This is a genomic window from Nocardioides sp. 616 (assembly GCF_002930065.1).
Classification (GTDB): domain Bacteria; phylum Actinomycetota; class Actinomycetes; order Propionibacteriales; family Nocardioidaceae; genus Nocardioides; species Nocardioides houyundeii.
This window is the reverse complement of record NZ_POAG01000018.1, coordinates 94,042-109,174: the sequence shown is the minus strand read 5'-3', so window position 1 is coordinate 109,174 and position 15,133 is coordinate 94,042. Positions and strand designations below refer to the sequence as shown.

At 71.1% G+C, this 15,133-nt stretch carries 12 protein-coding genes; 5 read left to right on the top strand and 7 right to left on the bottom strand.

Going from position 1 to position 15,133, the window contains the following annotated elements; genetic code table 11:
* Positions 1-45: 45 nt before the first annotated feature.
* Entirely contained in the window at positions 46-585 is a 540-nt protein-coding gene (pyrE, locus tag C5H89_RS10385; RefSeq protein ID WP_104106966.1) for an orotate phosphoribosyltransferase, read from the bottom strand.
* A gap of 42 nt (positions 586-627) precedes the next feature.
* On the opposite strand from pyrE, the gene C5H89_RS10380 reads away from it, so the two are divergent.
* Positions 628-1,791: a pyridoxal phosphate-dependent aminotransferase gene (locus C5H89_RS10380; RefSeq protein ID WP_104106965.1), complete on the top strand. Its 1,164-nt coding sequence runs from the start codon at positions 628-630 to the stop codon at positions 1,789-1,791.
* Positions 1,792-1,841: 50 nt separating this feature from the next.
* On the opposite strand, the gene C5H89_RS10375 is transcribed toward C5H89_RS10380, so the two are convergent.
* Together C5H89_RS10375 and clpB are read right to left on the bottom strand one after the other, a co-directional pair.
* Complete coding sequence (locus C5H89_RS10375; protein WP_104106964.1) at positions 1,842-2,873, bottom strand: hypothetical protein; 1,032 nt, start codon at positions 2,871-2,873, stop codon at positions 1,842-1,844.
* 142 nt (positions 2,874-3,015) lie between these two features.
* A complete protein-coding gene (gene clpB, locus C5H89_RS10370; RefSeq protein ID WP_104106963.1) occupies positions 3,016-5,607 on the bottom strand; it encodes an ATP-dependent chaperone ClpB in 2,592 nt (863 codons plus the stop codon).
* A gap of 218 nt (positions 5,608-5,825) precedes the next feature.
* On the opposite strand from clpB, the gene C5H89_RS10365 reads away from it, so the two are divergent.
* The 4 genes from C5H89_RS10365 to C5H89_RS10350 all read left to right on the top strand — a co-directional run bounded on the left by C5H89_RS10365 (position 5,826) and on the right by C5H89_RS10350 (position 10,681).
* On the top strand, positions 5,826-6,386 hold the full coding sequence (locus C5H89_RS10365) for a response regulator transcription factor (RefSeq protein WP_104106962.1): 561 nt from the start codon (positions 5,826-5,828) through the stop codon (positions 6,384-6,386).
* A 16-nt stretch (positions 6,387-6,402) separates the two neighbouring features.
* Positions 6,403-7,251, top strand: coding sequence for a pentapeptide repeat-containing protein (locus C5H89_RS10360; protein WP_104106961.1), 849 nt, complete (start codon positions 6,403-6,405; stop codon positions 7,249-7,251).
* Positions 7,252-7,341: 90 nt separating this feature from the next.
* Positions 7,342-8,745 carry a hypothetical protein gene (locus C5H89_RS10355; protein WP_162799325.1) on the top strand — a complete coding sequence of 468 codons (1,404 nt, stop codon included), beginning with the start codon at positions 7,342-7,344 and terminating at the stop codon, positions 8,743-8,745.
* 247 nt (positions 8,746-8,992) lie between these two features.
* Positions 8,993-10,681: a carboxypeptidase regulatory-like domain-containing protein gene (locus tag C5H89_RS10350; RefSeq protein WP_162799324.1), complete on the top strand. Its 1,689-nt coding sequence runs from the start codon at positions 8,993-8,995 to the stop codon at positions 10,679-10,681.
* Here C5H89_RS10350 and C5H89_RS10345 read toward each other — a convergent pair.
* The 4 genes from C5H89_RS10345 to dnaK form a co-directional block, all read right to left on the bottom strand.
* A complete protein-coding gene (locus tag C5H89_RS10345; RefSeq protein ID WP_104106958.1) occupies positions 10,678-11,109 on the bottom strand; it encodes a helix-turn-helix transcriptional regulator in 432 nt (143 codons plus the stop codon). The two genes, C5H89_RS10350 and C5H89_RS10345, sit on opposite strands and share 4 nt — an antisense overlap.
* Positions 11,109-12,278 carry a molecular chaperone DnaJ gene (dnaJ, locus tag C5H89_RS10340; protein ID WP_104107112.1) on the bottom strand — a complete coding sequence of 390 codons (1,170 nt, stop codon included), beginning with the start codon at positions 12,276-12,278 and terminating at the stop codon, positions 11,109-11,111. The genes C5H89_RS10345 and dnaJ overlap by 1 nt, the downstream gene beginning before the upstream one ends.
* 139 nt (positions 12,279-12,417) lie before the next feature.
* Positions 12,418-13,152 (bottom strand): nucleotide exchange factor GrpE, encoded by a 735-nt coding sequence (gene grpE / locus C5H89_RS10335; RefSeq protein WP_240181804.1) that lies wholly within the window; start codon positions 13,150-13,152, stop codon positions 12,418-12,420.
* Positions 13,149-14,999 (bottom strand): molecular chaperone DnaK, encoded by a 1,851-nt coding sequence (gene dnaK / locus C5H89_RS10330; protein WP_104106957.1) that lies wholly within the window; start codon positions 14,997-14,999, stop codon positions 13,149-13,151. Before dnaK ends, grpE begins: the two co-directional genes overlap by 4 nt.
* Between the last annotated feature and the right edge of the window lie 134 nt (positions 15,000-15,133).

The following is a 15,133-nucleotide window of genomic DNA, read 5'->3' as shown; positions in this document are numbered from 1 at the left end:
AACCCGCAGAACACCCGCCTAGCCGGGGATCCCTGCACGCCCGCCTCACCCCTGGACGGCGTCCAGCTCCGCCTTCGTCAGCACCGGGCGCACCTCGAGCCCGACGTCGGCGAGCGGGTTCTCACCGACGGGCGACCGGTCGATGGCGCAGACCACGACCTCGACGATCGCGCCGGCCGCGCGCAGCTCGCGGGTGGCGTCGCGGACCGCGCCCCCAGTGGTGATGACGTCCTCGATCAGCGTCACCCGGCGACCGGCGACGTCGGGGCCCTCGGCGAGCTTGCAGGTGCCGTACTCCTTGGCCTTCTTGCGCACGAACAGCGCGGGCAGGCCGGTGCGGGCGCTGACCATGGTGGCGATGGGCACGCCGCCGAGCTCCAGACCGCCGAGCAGCTCGGTGCCCTCGGGCAGCAGCCCGACCATCTGCTCGGCGACGCGCGCGAGCAGGGTGGGCTGGGACTCGAAGAGGTACTTGTCGAAGTACTCGCTGGCCTGCTGGCCCGAGCGGAGGGTGAACTCTCCGGTGAGGCGGCAGCAGGCGTCGATGTCGGCGGCGAGGGCCGGGTCCTGGAGGGAGTCGCTCATGAGGCGATCCTTGCACCCGCGCCGCGGGCTACGCTCGCAGGCATGCACTCCCAAGCGACCCGGCTGGACGGCATCCCGCCCACGATCTTCACCCAGATGTCGGCGCTGGCAGTGCGCACCGGAGCGCTGAACCTGGGGCAGGGATTCCCCGACTCCGACGGCCCCGCGAGCGTGGTGGAGGCGGCGCGCACCGCGCTGGCGCAGGGCCGCAACCAGTACGCGCCCGGTCCCGGCACCCCCGAGCTGCGCGCGGCGATCGCCCGGCACCAGCAGCGCCACTACGGGATCGAGCTGGACCCCGAGCGCGAGGTGGTGGTGACCACGGGCGCCACGGAGGGGATCGCCGCGGCCCTGCTGGGTCTGGTCGACCCCGGCGACGAGGTGGCGGTGCTCGAGCCCTACTACGACTCCTACCTGGCGATGATCCAGATCGCCGGCGGGGTACGTCGACCGATCACCCTGCGCGCCCCCGACTTCCGGCTCGACGCCGAGACGCTGCGGGCCGCGATCACCCCCCGGACCAGGGTGCTGCTGCTCAACAGTCCGCACAACCCGACCGGCACGGTGCTCACCGGCGCCGAGCTGCAGCTGGTCGCCGACGTGGCCATCGAGCACGACCTGGTGGTGGTCACCGACGAGGTCTACGAGCACCTGACCTACTCCGGCCACACCCACGTCCCGATCGCCACGCTGCCCGGGATGGCCGAGCGGACCCTGACGCTGTCCAGCTCGGGCAAGAGCTACTCGCTGACCGGCTGGAAGATCGGCTGGGCGACCGGGCCGGCCGACCTGGTGGGCGCACTGCTCTCGGCCAAGCAGTGGCTGACCTTCACCTCCGGCTCCCCGCTGCAGCCCGCGATCGCGCACGCCCTGGACGCGGAGCCGGAGTGGCCGCGCGAGCTGGCCCGCTCCTTGGAGTCACGCCGCGACCTGCTCTGCGAGGGGCTGGCCGCGGCGGGACTGTCCCCCCGGGTCCCCGAGGGCACCTACTTCGCCACCACCGACATCTCGGCGCTGGGCTGGGCCGACGGCCTGGCCTTCTGCGAGGCCCTGCCGGAGCGGGCGGGGGTGGTGGCGATCCCCACCCAGGCCTTCTACGACGACGCCGACGCGGGGCGCCACCTGGTGCGGTGGGCGTTCTGCAAGCAGCCCGACGTCGTCGCCGAAGGGGTACGTCGACTGGTCGCCGCCGAGCTGCGCGCCTGAGCTGCGCGCCTGAGCCGTGCGCCCTGCCGGGGCGCCCTGCCGGCCCCGCCTCAGCGGCTCTGGAACCAGGCCTGGACGTCCGGGCGGCGCAGCAGCACGAACACCACGGCCCCGGCCAGCACCGCCAGGATCATCGGCGGAGCACTCAGGGCGCCCACGAGGCCGAACACGGCGGTGGCCACGGCCGAGCCCAGGAGCAGGGTGCGCCCGCGGGGGCTGCGGCGCATCACCAGGACCGCGGCCACGATCGCGACCAGGCACCACAGGGCGACGACGGCACCGACGCTCAGCACGGTGTTGACGACCAGGTCCTGGGTCACCCCCTCCTGCTCGAGCAGGTCGGGCTGCTGCTTCTCCAGCTCCTCCATCACCGCGTCCGGTGAGGTGCCGACCAGCACCATGCTGCCCACGGTGGAGAGCAGGGTGAAGCCGGCGCCGACCCAGGTGAGCACGGCGGCCGCCACCACGGCACCGGGCCGGCCGCCGGGGGCGGCGGCGCCGGGCGGCGCCGGCTTGGTGAGCGACACGCCGCCGGGGGCCTCCCAGCTGGGCTGGTCGCCGAAGCCGTGCACCGGGCGGGCGCCCTGGTCCGGGACCTCGGGGTCGGCTCCGGTCGCGCCGGGCCCGGTCTGGGCCGGCGGCGCCGGGGACTCCGCCGAGGCCTGCACCGGGGGCCACGGCGCCCGCTGGTCGGAGACCACGGGGGTGGGCTTGCCGGCGAACCAGTTGCGCGCTGGCTGCAGCCACAGCAGCAGCGAGGCCGCGGCGACCAGGGAAGAGGTGAACCCGCCGGTGATGAGACCACTGAGGAACAGGGGAACGGCGAGCACGGTGAGCCCCACCCGGGCGCCGCGGTTGCGCTGCAGCACGTGCCACCCCAGGACGGCGGCCGCCGTCGCGCACGCGGCGGTCACCAGGGCGGTCGTCCGGAGGATCTGCAGCACCTGCTCGACGTCGAGCCCCAGCGTGCTGGGGGCCTCGGAGAGGAAGGTCTCGACGCTCTCCCGGGTCTCCAGGGAGCGCAGTCCGGTGACGACCTCGACCGCGGAGACCACCACGAGGAAGGACCCCACGATGATCATCCACGCAGCCAACGTCACCTGAGGGGGTCTGGGCAGCGCGGGAGAACTCACCCGCTCATCTCATCATGGGGGACAAAATGCGCGACACCTCGCCTGCGCGGCACCGGGGTGCCGGGCAGACGAGGTGTCGGGGGTCCGGGCCTCAGACGAGCACGAGCCCGTCCTCGCCCCGTTCGACCCGCACGGTGCCGCCGTCGGTGACCTGGCCGGCGATCAGCATCCGGGCGAGCGGGTCGCCGATGGCGGTCTGGATCAGCCGGCGCAGCGGCCGGGCGCCGTACGCCGGGTCGTAGCCGGTCTCGGCCAGCCACTGCCGGGCCTCGTCGGTCACCTCGATGGTGATGCGCCGGGTCGCCAGCCGCTTCTCCAGCAGGCCCAGCTGGAGGTCGACGATGTGGGTCAGCTCGTCCTTGGTCAGTGCCTCGAAGATGACGATCTCGTCGAGGCGGTTGAGGAACTCCGGCTTGAAGCTGGACCGGACCACCGTCATCACCGACTCCTTCTTGGCGTGCTGGTCGAGCGTCGGGTCGACCAGGAAGTTGGAGCCCAGGTTGGAGGTCAGCACCAGCAGCGTGTTGCGGAAGTCGACCGTGCGTCCCTGGCCGTCGGTGAGCCGTCCGTCGTCGAGCACCTGCAGCAGGATGTCGAAGACCTCGGGGTGCGCCTTCTCCACCTCGTCAAGCAGGACCACCGAGTAGGGGCGCCGACGCACGGCCTCGGTGAGCTGGCCACCCTCGTCGTAGCCGACGTACCCGGGCGGAGCGCCGACCAGGCGGGAGACCGAGTGCTTCTCGGAGTACTCGCTCATGTCGATGCGCACGATGGCCCGCTCGTCGTCGAACAGGAAGTCGGCCAGGCTCTTGGCGAGCTCGGTCTTGCCGGTGCCGGTGGGGCCCAGGAACAGGAAGGAGCCGGTGGGCCGGTTGGGGTCGGAGATCCCGGCGCGCGAACGGCGTACGGCGTCGCTGACGGCCTGGACGGCCTGGTGCTGTCCGACCAGCCGCTGGCCGATCTCGGACTCCATGTCCAGCAGCTTGGCGGTCTCGCCCTGCAGCATCCGTCCGGTGGGGATGCCGGTCCAGGCCTCGACCACCTCCGCGATCTGCTCGGAGCCGACCTCCTCGCCCACCAGGGGCTCCAGCGTCGTGGTCTCGGCGGCGGCGGAGTCGGCCAGGGACTGCTCCAGCTGCGGGATCTGCACGTAGAGCAGCTCGGAGGCCTGGCGCAGGTTCTCCTCACCACCGTCGCGCATCAGCTTCTCGGCCTGCATCCGTACGGCGTCCAGGCGCCGACGCAGCTCGCCCTCGCCCTCGAGCGAGGACTTCTCCTGTGCCCACCGGGCCTCGAGCGCCCGCAGCTCCTCCTCGTGGTTGGCGAGGTCGCCGCGCAGCACCTCGAGCCGTTCGCGAGACGCCGGGTCGCTCTCCTTCTCCAGGGCGAACTCCTCCATCTTGAGGCGCTCCACCGAGCGGCGCAGCTGGTCGATCTCCTCCGGGGAGGACTCGATCTCCATCCGCAGCCGGGAGGCGGCCTCGTCGATCAGGTCGATCGCCTTGTCGGGGAGCTGGCGGCCGCTGATGTAGCGGTCCGAGAGGGTCGCGGCGGCCACCAGCGCGGCGTCGGTGATCCGCACGCCGTGGTGCGCCTCGTACTTCTCCTGGATGCCACGCAGGATCTGGATGGTGTCCTCCACACTCGGCTCGCCGACGAAGACCTGCTGGAAGCGACGCTCCAGGGCCGGGTCCTTCTCGATCCGCTCGCGGTACTCGTCCAGCGTGGTGGCGCCGATCATGTGCAGCTCGCCGCGGGCCAGCATGGGCTTGAGCATGTTGCCGGCGTCCATTGAGGAGTCGCCTCCGGCGCCCGCACCGACCACGGTGTGCAGCTCGTCGATGAAGGTGATGATCTGGCCGCCGGCGTCCTTGATCTCCTCCAGGACGGCCTTGAGCCGCTCCTCGAACTCGCCGCGGTACTTCGCCCCGGCCACCATGGCGGACAGGTCGAGGCTCAGCACCCGACGACCCTTGAGGGAGTCGGGCACGTCGCCGGCGACCACGCGCTGAGCCAGGCCCTCCACGACGGCGGTCTTGCCGACGCCGGGCTCGCCGATCAGCACCGGGTTGTTCTTGGTGCGGCGGCTGAGCACCTGCACCACGCGGCGGATCTCGGAGTCCCGTCCGATCACCGGGTCGAGCCGGCCCTCCTGGGCCGCGGCGGTCAGGTCGACGGAGTACTTCTCCAGCGCCTCGTACGTCGACTCCGCCTCCTGGCTGGTGACCCGGCGGTTGCCGCGCACCGCGGTGAGCCCCTCGCGCAGGACCTCCGCACTGAGCCCGGAGTCGGCCAGCACCCGCTGTGCGTCGGACTCCACGCTGGCCAGCGCGACGAGCAGGTGCTCGGTGGCGACGTACTCGTCCTTCATGGAGCCGGCCAGGTCCAGGGCCGAGGCCAGCACCCGGGTCAGGGCCGGGGAGGCCGCCGGCTGCTGGACGGTGGCGCCGGTCGCTGAGGGCAGCGCGGAGAGCGCGGCCTCGGCGCGTGCCAGCACGACCGCCGGGTCCAGCCCGGACTTGGCGATCAGGCTCCGGGCGATCCCGTCCTCCTGGCGCAGCAGCGCGACCAGGAGGTGCAACGGGTCGGTCTGGCTGTTGCCGCCGGTGGTGGCCGCGATCTGGGCGGCCTCGATGGCCTCACGACTGCGGGTGGTGAACTTGTCGGCTCCGAACTGGCTCACGTCAGGCTGACCTTTCTGGTGACGAGGTGATCTTCGAGCGGGGCGGCACGGCCGGTCGGTTGCTCCACATCCATTGTCCTCCCGCACCGGTGAAACACGCCAGAAGTTGAGTGCATTCCACTCAACTTCGACTATTGCCGCGACTTGGACTATTGCTGCGGGAACGCTGTTCGCCGTGGCACGATTGCCCCCGGTCAGCACCCGGGCGTGGAGGAATAGTGAAGCTGTTTCGCGGTCAGTCCGCCGACAAGAGCAAGTCGGCGGTCCCAGAGGAGAGCGTGGTCGAACCCACGCAACCCCAGCCGACGCTCGAGTCGTTGCGCTATCCCGGACCGATGCGCGTGGTCATCGTCGACGACGACGAGGAGGTGCGCTTCGTGCTGCGCATCGCCCTGGACGCTGCCGAGTTCGAGGTCGTCGGGGACGCCGGTGATGCAGAGAGCGCCATGGCGCTGATCGGGGCCGAGAAGCCCGACATCGTGCTGCTGGACCTGCACATGCCCGACATCGGCGGGCTGGAGATCCTGCCGCTGATCTACGAGGACTCCCCCTTCACCAAGGTCGTGGTCTGCTCCGCGATCTCGGCGACCTACATGACCGAGGCCGCTCTCAAGGAGGGCGCCTGGGGCTACATCGTCAAGGGCGTCTCGGCGAAGTCGATCACCGAGCACCTCAAGCAGATCGGCCTCACGGGCGCGGTGCGCCCGATCCGGCCCTACCCGCTGGGCCGGGACTTCGCGAGCCGCGACACCGCCAAGGAGAGCCCGCTGCGCGGCTGAGTGGGACCATGGGCCGGTGATCCGCGCCCCCCTCCCACTGCTCAGGGCCGACTGCTCCTCGTGTGCGGCCCTGTGCTGCGTGCTGACCCCGTTCCGCGCCGACTCCGGCTTCGGGGTGGACAAGCCGGCGGGCCCGGCCTGCCACCACCTGTCCTCCGCCGACCGATGCACCATCCACGAGTCGCTGCGCGAGCGGGGCTGGCCCGGCTGCACCGTCTTCGACTGCTTCGGCGCCGGGCAGCAGGTCACCCAGGTGACGTACGCCGGCCGCTCCTGGCGCGACCCGGGCGCGGACCGGGGTGAGATGGCGGCGGTGCTCTCGGTGATGCGGATGCTGCACGAGGCCCTGCGACACCTCGCGGAGGTGCTGGAGCGCTCGCCCGCCCCGGACGCCGAGGTGCTCGTCGCCGAGCTCGCCGACGCTGTCGCGCTCTCCCCCGCCGAGCTGCTCGTCCTGGACATGGACGAGGTCATGGGCCGGGTCGGGGCGCTGCTGCGCGCCGGGTCCGCGCGACTGCGACCCGCTGACGCGGCGGACCTCTCGCGCAGCGACCTCAGCGGACGGGACCTCCGGTCGGGCACTCACGGGGGCGGCACGCTCAAGGACGCCGACCTGCACGGCGCGCTGCTGCTGGCAGCCGACCTCCGGGGACTCGACCTGGGCCGGGCCGACCTGCTGGGGGCCGACGTACGGGACGCGGACGTGCGCAATGCGCAGCTGACCCACGTGCTCTACCTCACGCAATCCCAGGTGAATGCAACCCGCGGGAACGCCCGCACCGCCCTGCCGGCTGGGATCGATCGCCCCGGTCACTGGCCCCGCGAGGACGCCGACGGACCGCCGGCGGCAGGGCCGCCAGAGTAAAAGATCCTGGTTCGGCGGCGCTCCCCGCGCAGCGGTGGCACTGTGCGGAAGGACCGCTGGAGGTGCCGGCGGCTGAGACCTGGAGGTCTTGTGCGTTCCCCGTCAACCAAGCTCTACGCGGCATCGGTGTCGCTCTTCCTGGCCCTTGCCGCCACCGTGCTGGTCGCCCCGGGCGCCTCTGCCGCTCCCGCGGCCACCGTGCAGGGCACGGTGACCGTGCCGGCCACCTTCTTCCCGGACGACGTCACCGTCAGCGCCTACGAGAATGTCGGCGCGCCCGACAGCCCCGAGTGGCAGCAGGCGGCCAACGTCTGGGTCGAGCCCGACGGCAGCTACACGGTGCCGGACCTGGCTCCCGGCACCTACCGGCTCGGCTTCCAGCACCCCGGTCTGGTCGAGGAGTTCTACGACGACGTCACCGACGTCGAGCAGGCTCAGGACATCACCGTCGGGGACGGGGACGTCGCGGCGGGCTACGACGCCGAGCTCGTCCGCGGCGGCGAGATCTTCGGCACCCTCACGCTGGCCTCCGCCGCCCCCCAGGTGGAGGTTTACGCCTACCTCTACCAGTGGAACGCCGCTGAGTCCCGCTGGGCCAGCATCGACTGGTCCTTCGTGGACGCCGACGGCGGCTACGCCTTCGACCCCCGCACCGACGGCACCTACCGGGTCGGCTTCAACGACGACTCCGGCACCCACGCCGACGAGTTCTACGACGACGCCGCCCGAGTCGAGGACGCCAAGGACGTCGTGGTCACCAACCGCGGCGACGTCCAGGTCGACGCCGAGCTGGCGCTCTCCGGACACATCATGGGCCGGGTGACCGGCCCCGACGGCCTGGCTGTCCCGGAGACCCAGGTCACCGTCAACGCCCTGGTCCGCGGCGCGTGGGTGCCGGTCGCGTGGGCCTACTCCGACGCCGACGGCTTCTACGACGTGGGGCGGCTGCTGGCCGGCACCTACCGGCTCCAGTTCGACGACTGGTCGGACAACTGGTTCGAGTTGAAGTTCTACCCGAACGCCGCCACCATCGAGGAGGCCGGAGACGTCACGGTCACCGCGGGCAGCATCACCCCGACCATCAACGTCACGCTCGGCACCCCGGTGGACGGCTACGTGCCGCCGACCGACGAGCCGACCACGCCGCCGGCCCCGCCCGCCCCCGTTCCGCCCACGCCGACGGTCCAGCCGACCCCCACCACCATCGGCTTCGGCACCCCCGCGGGCACCCCCGTGGCCAAGGGAACGGCCAAGGTCGGCAAGACCCTGAAGGCCATCGTCGGCACCGTGACCCCGGCCACCGCCAAGGTCAAGATCCAGTGGTTCGCCAACGGCAAGAAGATCAAGAAGGCGACCAAGGCGACGTTCAAGATCACCGGCAAGTACGCCGGCAAGAAGATCCACGCCACCGTGACCGCAACCGCACCGGGCTACAAGAAGGTGGTCGCCAAGACCAAGGCCAAGAAGGTCAAGGGCGCGAAGAACAAGCGCTGAGCCGCACGACGGCGCCGCTCCCTGTCAGGGAGCGGCGCCGTCCTGCTCGGAGCCGACGTACGGGACGCGAAGGTGCAGAGAACGCATGGAGGGCAGGCGGGTCCTCCGCACCCGAGGTAAAGGATCTGGGTTCCGCCCCGCCGCTCCAGCGCCGGTGGCACTGTGCGGAGGGACCGCCGGAGGTGCTGGCGGCAGCAGACCTGGAGGTCTTGTGCGTCCCTCGTCCCGTCGGCTGTACGCCGCACCGGTGTCACTCTTCCTCGCCTGCGCGGCGACTGTCCTGATCGCCCCGGGCACCTCCGCCGCCCCTGCCTCCGCCACCGTGCTCGGCACCGTGAGCGTCCCGGCCGGCCTCTACGCCGAAGACGTGACAGTCAGTGCCTACCAGGCGGTCGGAGATCCCGAGGCCGACGAGTGGCGCGCCTTGGAGGTCGACGCCCAGGAGGACGGGAGCTACGAGATCCCCGACCTGGCACCCGGCACCTACCGCCTGGGCTTCAGCCATCCGGACCTGGTCGAGGAGTTCTACGACGACGTCACCGACATCGATCTCGCCCAGGAGCTCGTCGTGGGCGACGGGGACGTCCTGACCGACTACGACGCCGAGCTCGAGCCCGGTGGCGAGATCTACGGGACTGCCGGCCTGGCCCTGCGGGCGCCCGAGGTCGACCTCATCGCCTCTCTGTACCGGTGGAACGCACCGGAGGACTGGTGGGAGAGCATCGACTTCACGCTCGTCGACACAGCCACCGGCGAGTTCGGCTTCGCTCCCCGAGCCGACGGCACCTACCGCGTCGGCTTCGACGACGACTCCGGCATCCACGCCGATGAGTACTGGCAGGACGCGGCCCGTGTCCAGGACGGCGCCGACGTGGTGATCGCCGACGGCTCCGACGTCGTGATCAATCCCCAGCTGGACCTCTCGGGCATTGTCCAGGGCCGAGTCGTCGGGCCGGCCGGCGAGCCGATGTCCAAGACCACCGTGTCCGTCCGCAAGCTCGTCGCCGGCAAGTGGGTCGAGGTCGCGAAGGCCGAGACCGACGAGGACGGCTACTACGACGCCGAGCGGCTCCACGCCGGCACCTACCGTCTGCTCTTCGCCGACTCCTCGCCCACGGGCTACGAGGAGAAGTACTACCCGAACTTCCGCTCCGTGGAGAACGCCTGGGACGTGACCGTGACGGCCGGCCACCTCACCCAGAGCATCCACATGACGCTCGGCACCCCGGTCGACGATCCTGACGAGCCGACGATCCCGACGCCGATGCCGACGCCCACACCCACGCCCACGCCGACGCCCACGCCCACGCCCACTCCGACGCCCACACCCACGCCCACTCCGACGCCGACGCCCACGCCGACGCCCACGCCGACCCCCACGCCGACGCCGACCCCCACCGCGACACCCACGCCGACGCCGACACCCACCGAGACGCCCACGCCGACCCCCACCGCGACACCCACGCCGACGCCGACACCCACCGAGACGCCCACGCCGACGCCGACGCCGACCCCCACCGCGACACCCACCGCGACACCCACGCCCACCGCAACGCACACGCCGACACCCACGCCCACGCCCCCGCCCACCGCGACGCCCACGCCGACGCCCCCTGTCCCGGCCGTCCCCACAGTCCCGGCTCCGCCCGTCCCCACCACCATCGGCTTCGACACTCCCGCGGGCACCCCCGTGGCCAAGGGCTCGGCCAAGGTCGGCGGCGCCCTCAAGGCGGTCGTCGGCAAGGTGACCCCGGCCAACGCCAAGGTCAAGATCCAGTGGTTCGCCAACGGCAAGAAGATCAAGGGCGCGACCAAGGCGAAGTTCAAGATCACCACGAAGTACGCCGGCAAGAAGCTGCAGGCCAGGGTCACCGCCAAGGCCCCCGGCTACCCCTCGCTGGTGACGAAGACGAAGGCCAAGAAGGTCAAGGCCTAGAAGCCACGTCGGCGCCAGACGACCAGGGACTGCGGCGGCTCGGGCCGCCGCAGCACCGGCAGCCGGTTGACCGCGCTGACGGTGGCCCCCGTCGGGTTGGACCTCCGGCGCAGCAGGTCACGGGTCGCCGCAAGCTCCGCCTCCAGCTCCGCATTGCGAGCTCGCAGCTCGGTGACCTCGGTGTCCAGCGCGAGGATCCGCCGTACCCCGTCCAGCCCGATCCCGGAGCTGGTCAGGCTGGCGATCTCACGCAGCAGCTCCAGGTCACGGTGGGAGTAGCGACGTCCCCCGCCGCTGGTGCGGCCGGGCCGGATCAGGCCCATCCGCTCATAGGTCCGCAGGGTCTGGGGATGCAGCCCCGTCAGCTCCGCCGCGACCGAGATGACGTAGACCGCGGCGTCAGGTGACGGGACCCCGGGGCCGGTCATCAGGCCCCCTGGAACAGGTTCGTGCGCAACGGCCGGTCGGTGGTGGCGTCCCGGTAGGCCTCCACGGCCTCGCGGGCCGCCTGGTTGAGCACCGCCGGCACCTGCACCTCGACGGTGGCGAGCAGGTCGCCCTTGGTGCCGTCCCGCTTGGTCACGCCCTTGCCGCGGACCCGGAAGGTGCGGCCGGACGGAGTGCCGGCCGGGATCTTGAGCGTCACCGGCGTGCCCCCGAGCGTCGGAATCTTCACCTCCGCCCCGAGGGCCGCCTCGTCGAAGGAGACCGGGACCTCGAGAGTGAGGTTGTCGTCCGTGCGCCCGAAGACCCGGTGCTTGCCGACCTTGACGGTGACCAGCAGGTCACCGGCCGGTCCGCCGTTCTCGCCAGAGCCACCCTTGCCCTTGAGCCGGATGCGCTGACCGTCCTTCACCCCGGCGGGGATGCGCGCCTGGATGGAGCGCGAGGACACCCCGCGGCCGCTACCGTGGCAGGTGGGGCACGGGTCGTCGTAGACCAGCTGGCGACCGCCGCAGGTCGGGCACTGCTCGTTCATCGAGAAGGCACCGCCGACCGAGGACACCACGTAGCCGGCGCCCTCGCAGGTGGTGCACACGTGCGGCTTGGTGCCCGGCTTGCCGCCCGTGCCGTGGCAGGTGGAGCAGGCGGCGTCGGAGGTCAGCCGGAGGGAGATCGTCACTCCGTCGATGGCGTCGGTGAAGCTGATGGTCGCCGTCGTCTCGACGTCGGCACCCCGCTGGGGCCGCGCCTGGGCGCGTCCCCGCTGCCGGCCTCCCGCTCCGCCGAACAGGTCGCTGAAGACGTCGCCGAACCCACCGCCGGCACCGCCGGCACCGGGCTGGCCCCGGTCCCCGAAGAGGTCGTTGAAGTCGAACCCGCCGGCGCCACCGCCGGTGCTGCGGCCGCCGAAGCCGCCGGATCCGTAGAGGGAGCGCATCTCGTCGTACTTCTTGCGCTTGTCCGCGTCGCCGAGGACGTCGTAGGCCTCAGCGATCTCCTTGAACTTCTCGTGCTTGGCCTCGTTGCCCGGGTTGGAGTCCGGGTGGTTCTCCCGGGCGAGCTTGCGATAGGCAGTCTTGATCTCCGAGGCGGAGGCATCCTTCTTCACCCCCAGCACGGAGTAGAAGTCCTTGCCTGCCCAGTCGGCACGCATGCCGTCGGTCGCGCTCACTCGCTCACCCTCCTCTCGCCATCGTTCTCATGTCGCCCGAACCTGCGCCGCACCGCGGTGCGGTGACCGCGGTGCGGCTTGCAGTGTGTCTGTTCGGGTTGTTGTTCCTCGGGCACCACGCTCAGGAGCCGGGCGGGGTGCCTGTCTCAGACGCCGTGTCCGGCTCGCTGGTCCGGTCCTGCGGCTCCCCGGTCGGCTGCTCGGAGTCAACCGGCGTCGCCGGGCTGGACGCGGGGTCCACCACCAGCACCTGGGCGGCGCGGACCACCCGCTCGCCCATCCGGTAGCCGCCCTTGGCCACCACCTTGACGGTGGTCACCGCGACGTCCGGGTCCTCGCCCAGGTGGCTGAGCGCCTCGTGCAGCTGCGGGTCGAACGCGTCGCCCGCGGCACCGAAGCGGGACAGCCCGGAGACCGCCACCGCCCGTTCGAGCTGCTCGGCGACCGCCTTGAACCCGCCGTCGACCTCACCGGCCTCCCTGGCCCGGTCGACGGTGTCGAGGACCTCGATCACCGGCAGCAGCGCCTTGTACGCCGCGTTCTCAGCCACCAGCTGGCGGTCCCGGTCGACCCGGCGCTTGTAGTTGAGGTACTCGGCCTGCAGCCGCTGCAGGTCGGCGGTCAGGGCGGCGACGTCGGACCGCGCCTTGGCGAGGTCCTCCTCGGCCGTGCTGGAGTCGGCCGGCTTGTCGCCGGAATCGTCCGCCGTCCCGGCCGGAGCCGAGGCCCCCTGGTCAGTCAGGGGTGCCTCGACCTCGGTCTCGGCCGCCATCTCGCCGGCGCCGGCCCCGAAGGACCCGTCCGCTGCGGGCGGCTCCTGGGAGCCCCCCGCCGAGCCAGTGGGGGGAGGAGTCACTTGGCCTCACCGTCGCCTGGCTCGTCGACGATCTCGGCGTCCACCACGTCGTCGTCGGACTCGCCCGTCGAGCCGTCGCTGCCTCCGGCGGCGGCCTGGTCGGCCTCCGCGGCGGCGTACATCGCGGCGCCCATCTTCTGGCTGGACTCGTTGAGCTTGTTGACCCCGACCTGGATGGTCTCCGCGTCCGCCTCGGTGTTCTCCAGCGTGGCCTTGAGGGCCTCGACGTCGGCGGTCACCTCGGTCTTGACGTCCTCGGGGATCTTGTCGCCGTTGTCGGCCAGGAACTTCTCGGTGGTGTAGACGAGGCTGTCGGCCTGGTTGCGGGCGTCCACCGCGGCACGACGCTTGGCGTCCTCCTCGGCGTACTGCTCGGCCTCCTTGACCATCCGGTCGATCTCGTCCTTGCCCAGCGCGGAGCCACCGGAGATCGTCATCGACTGCTCGCGGCCGGACGCGTGGTCCTTGGCGGAGACGTGCACGATGCCGTTGGCGTCGATGTCGAAGGTGACCTCGATCTTCGGCACGCCGCGGGGAGCCGGCGGCAGACCGGTGAGCTCGAAGTTGCCCAGGGGCTGGTTCTGCGCCCACATCTGGCGCTCACCCTGGGCGACCTTGATCTCCACCGACGGCTGGTTGTCGTCCGCGGTGGTGAAGATCTCCGAGCGCTTGGTCGGGATGGTGGTGTTGCGCTCGATCAGGGTGGTCATCACACCGCCCTTGGTCTCGATGCCGAGGCTCAGCGGGGTGACGTCGAGGAGCAGCACGTCCTTGACCTCGCCCTTGAGCACGCCGGCCTGCAGGGCCGCACCCAGGGCCACGACCTCGTCGGGGTTGACGCCCTTGTTGGGCTCCTTGCCGCCGAGCAGGTCCTTGACGACCTCGGCCACAGCCGGCATCCGGGTGGAGCCACCGACGAGGACCACGTGGTCGATGTCCTTGACCGCGACGCCGCCGTCCTTGAGCACCGACTGGAACGGCGTCTTGGTGCGGTCGAGCAGGTCTGCGGTCATCTTCTGGAACTCGGCGCGCGTCAGCTTCTCCTCGAAGTGCAGCGGGCCGGACTCGCCGTGCGTGATGTACGGCAGGTGGATCGTGGTCTCGCTGGAGCTGGAGAGCTCGATCTTCGCCTTCTCCGCAGCCTCCTGCAGGCGCTGCTTGGCGATCTTGTCGGCGGCCAGGTCCACGCCGTTGTTCTTCTTGAACTTGTCGACCATCCAGGCCACGACGCGGTTGTCCCAGTCGTCGCCACCGAGGTGGTTGTCGCCGGAGGTCGCCTTGACCTCCACGACGCCCTCGCCGATCTCCAGCAGCGAGACGTCGAACGTGCCGCCACCGAGGTCGAAGACGAGGATGGTCTGGTCCTCGCCCTTGTCCAGGCCGTAGGCCAGGGCGGCCGCGGTAGGCTCGTTGACGATGCGCGAGACGTTGAGGCCGGCGATCTCGCCCGCCTCCTTGGTCGCCTGACGCTGGGCGTCGGAGAAGTACGCCGGCACGGTGATCACGGCGTCGGTGACGGGCTCACCGAGGTAGGCCTCCGCGTCGCGCTTGAGCTTCTGCAGCACGAAGGCGCTGATCTGCTGGGAGGTGAACTTCTTGTCGTCGATCTGGGTGCTCCAGTCGGTGCCCATGTGGCGCTTGACGGAGCGGATGGTGCGGTCCACGTTGGTGACGGCCTGGCGCTTGGCCACCTCGCCGACCAGCACCTCGCCGGACTTGGTGAAGGCGACCACCGAGGGGGTGGTCCGGGCGCCCTCTGCGTTGGCGATGACGGTGGGCTCGCCACCCTCCAGGACGGCGACGACGCTGTTCGTCGTGCCGAGGTCGATGCCGACAGCACGTGCCATGTTGGGTTACCTCCGTTGTCGCGTCCCGGGAACGTCCCGGGAAAGATCTGGTGACGCCATCCTGCGCCCTTGGGAGCGATTCTGGCAAACAAGTTGAGTGGCTTCAACTCAACTTCGTTCATGGAGTCCAACGC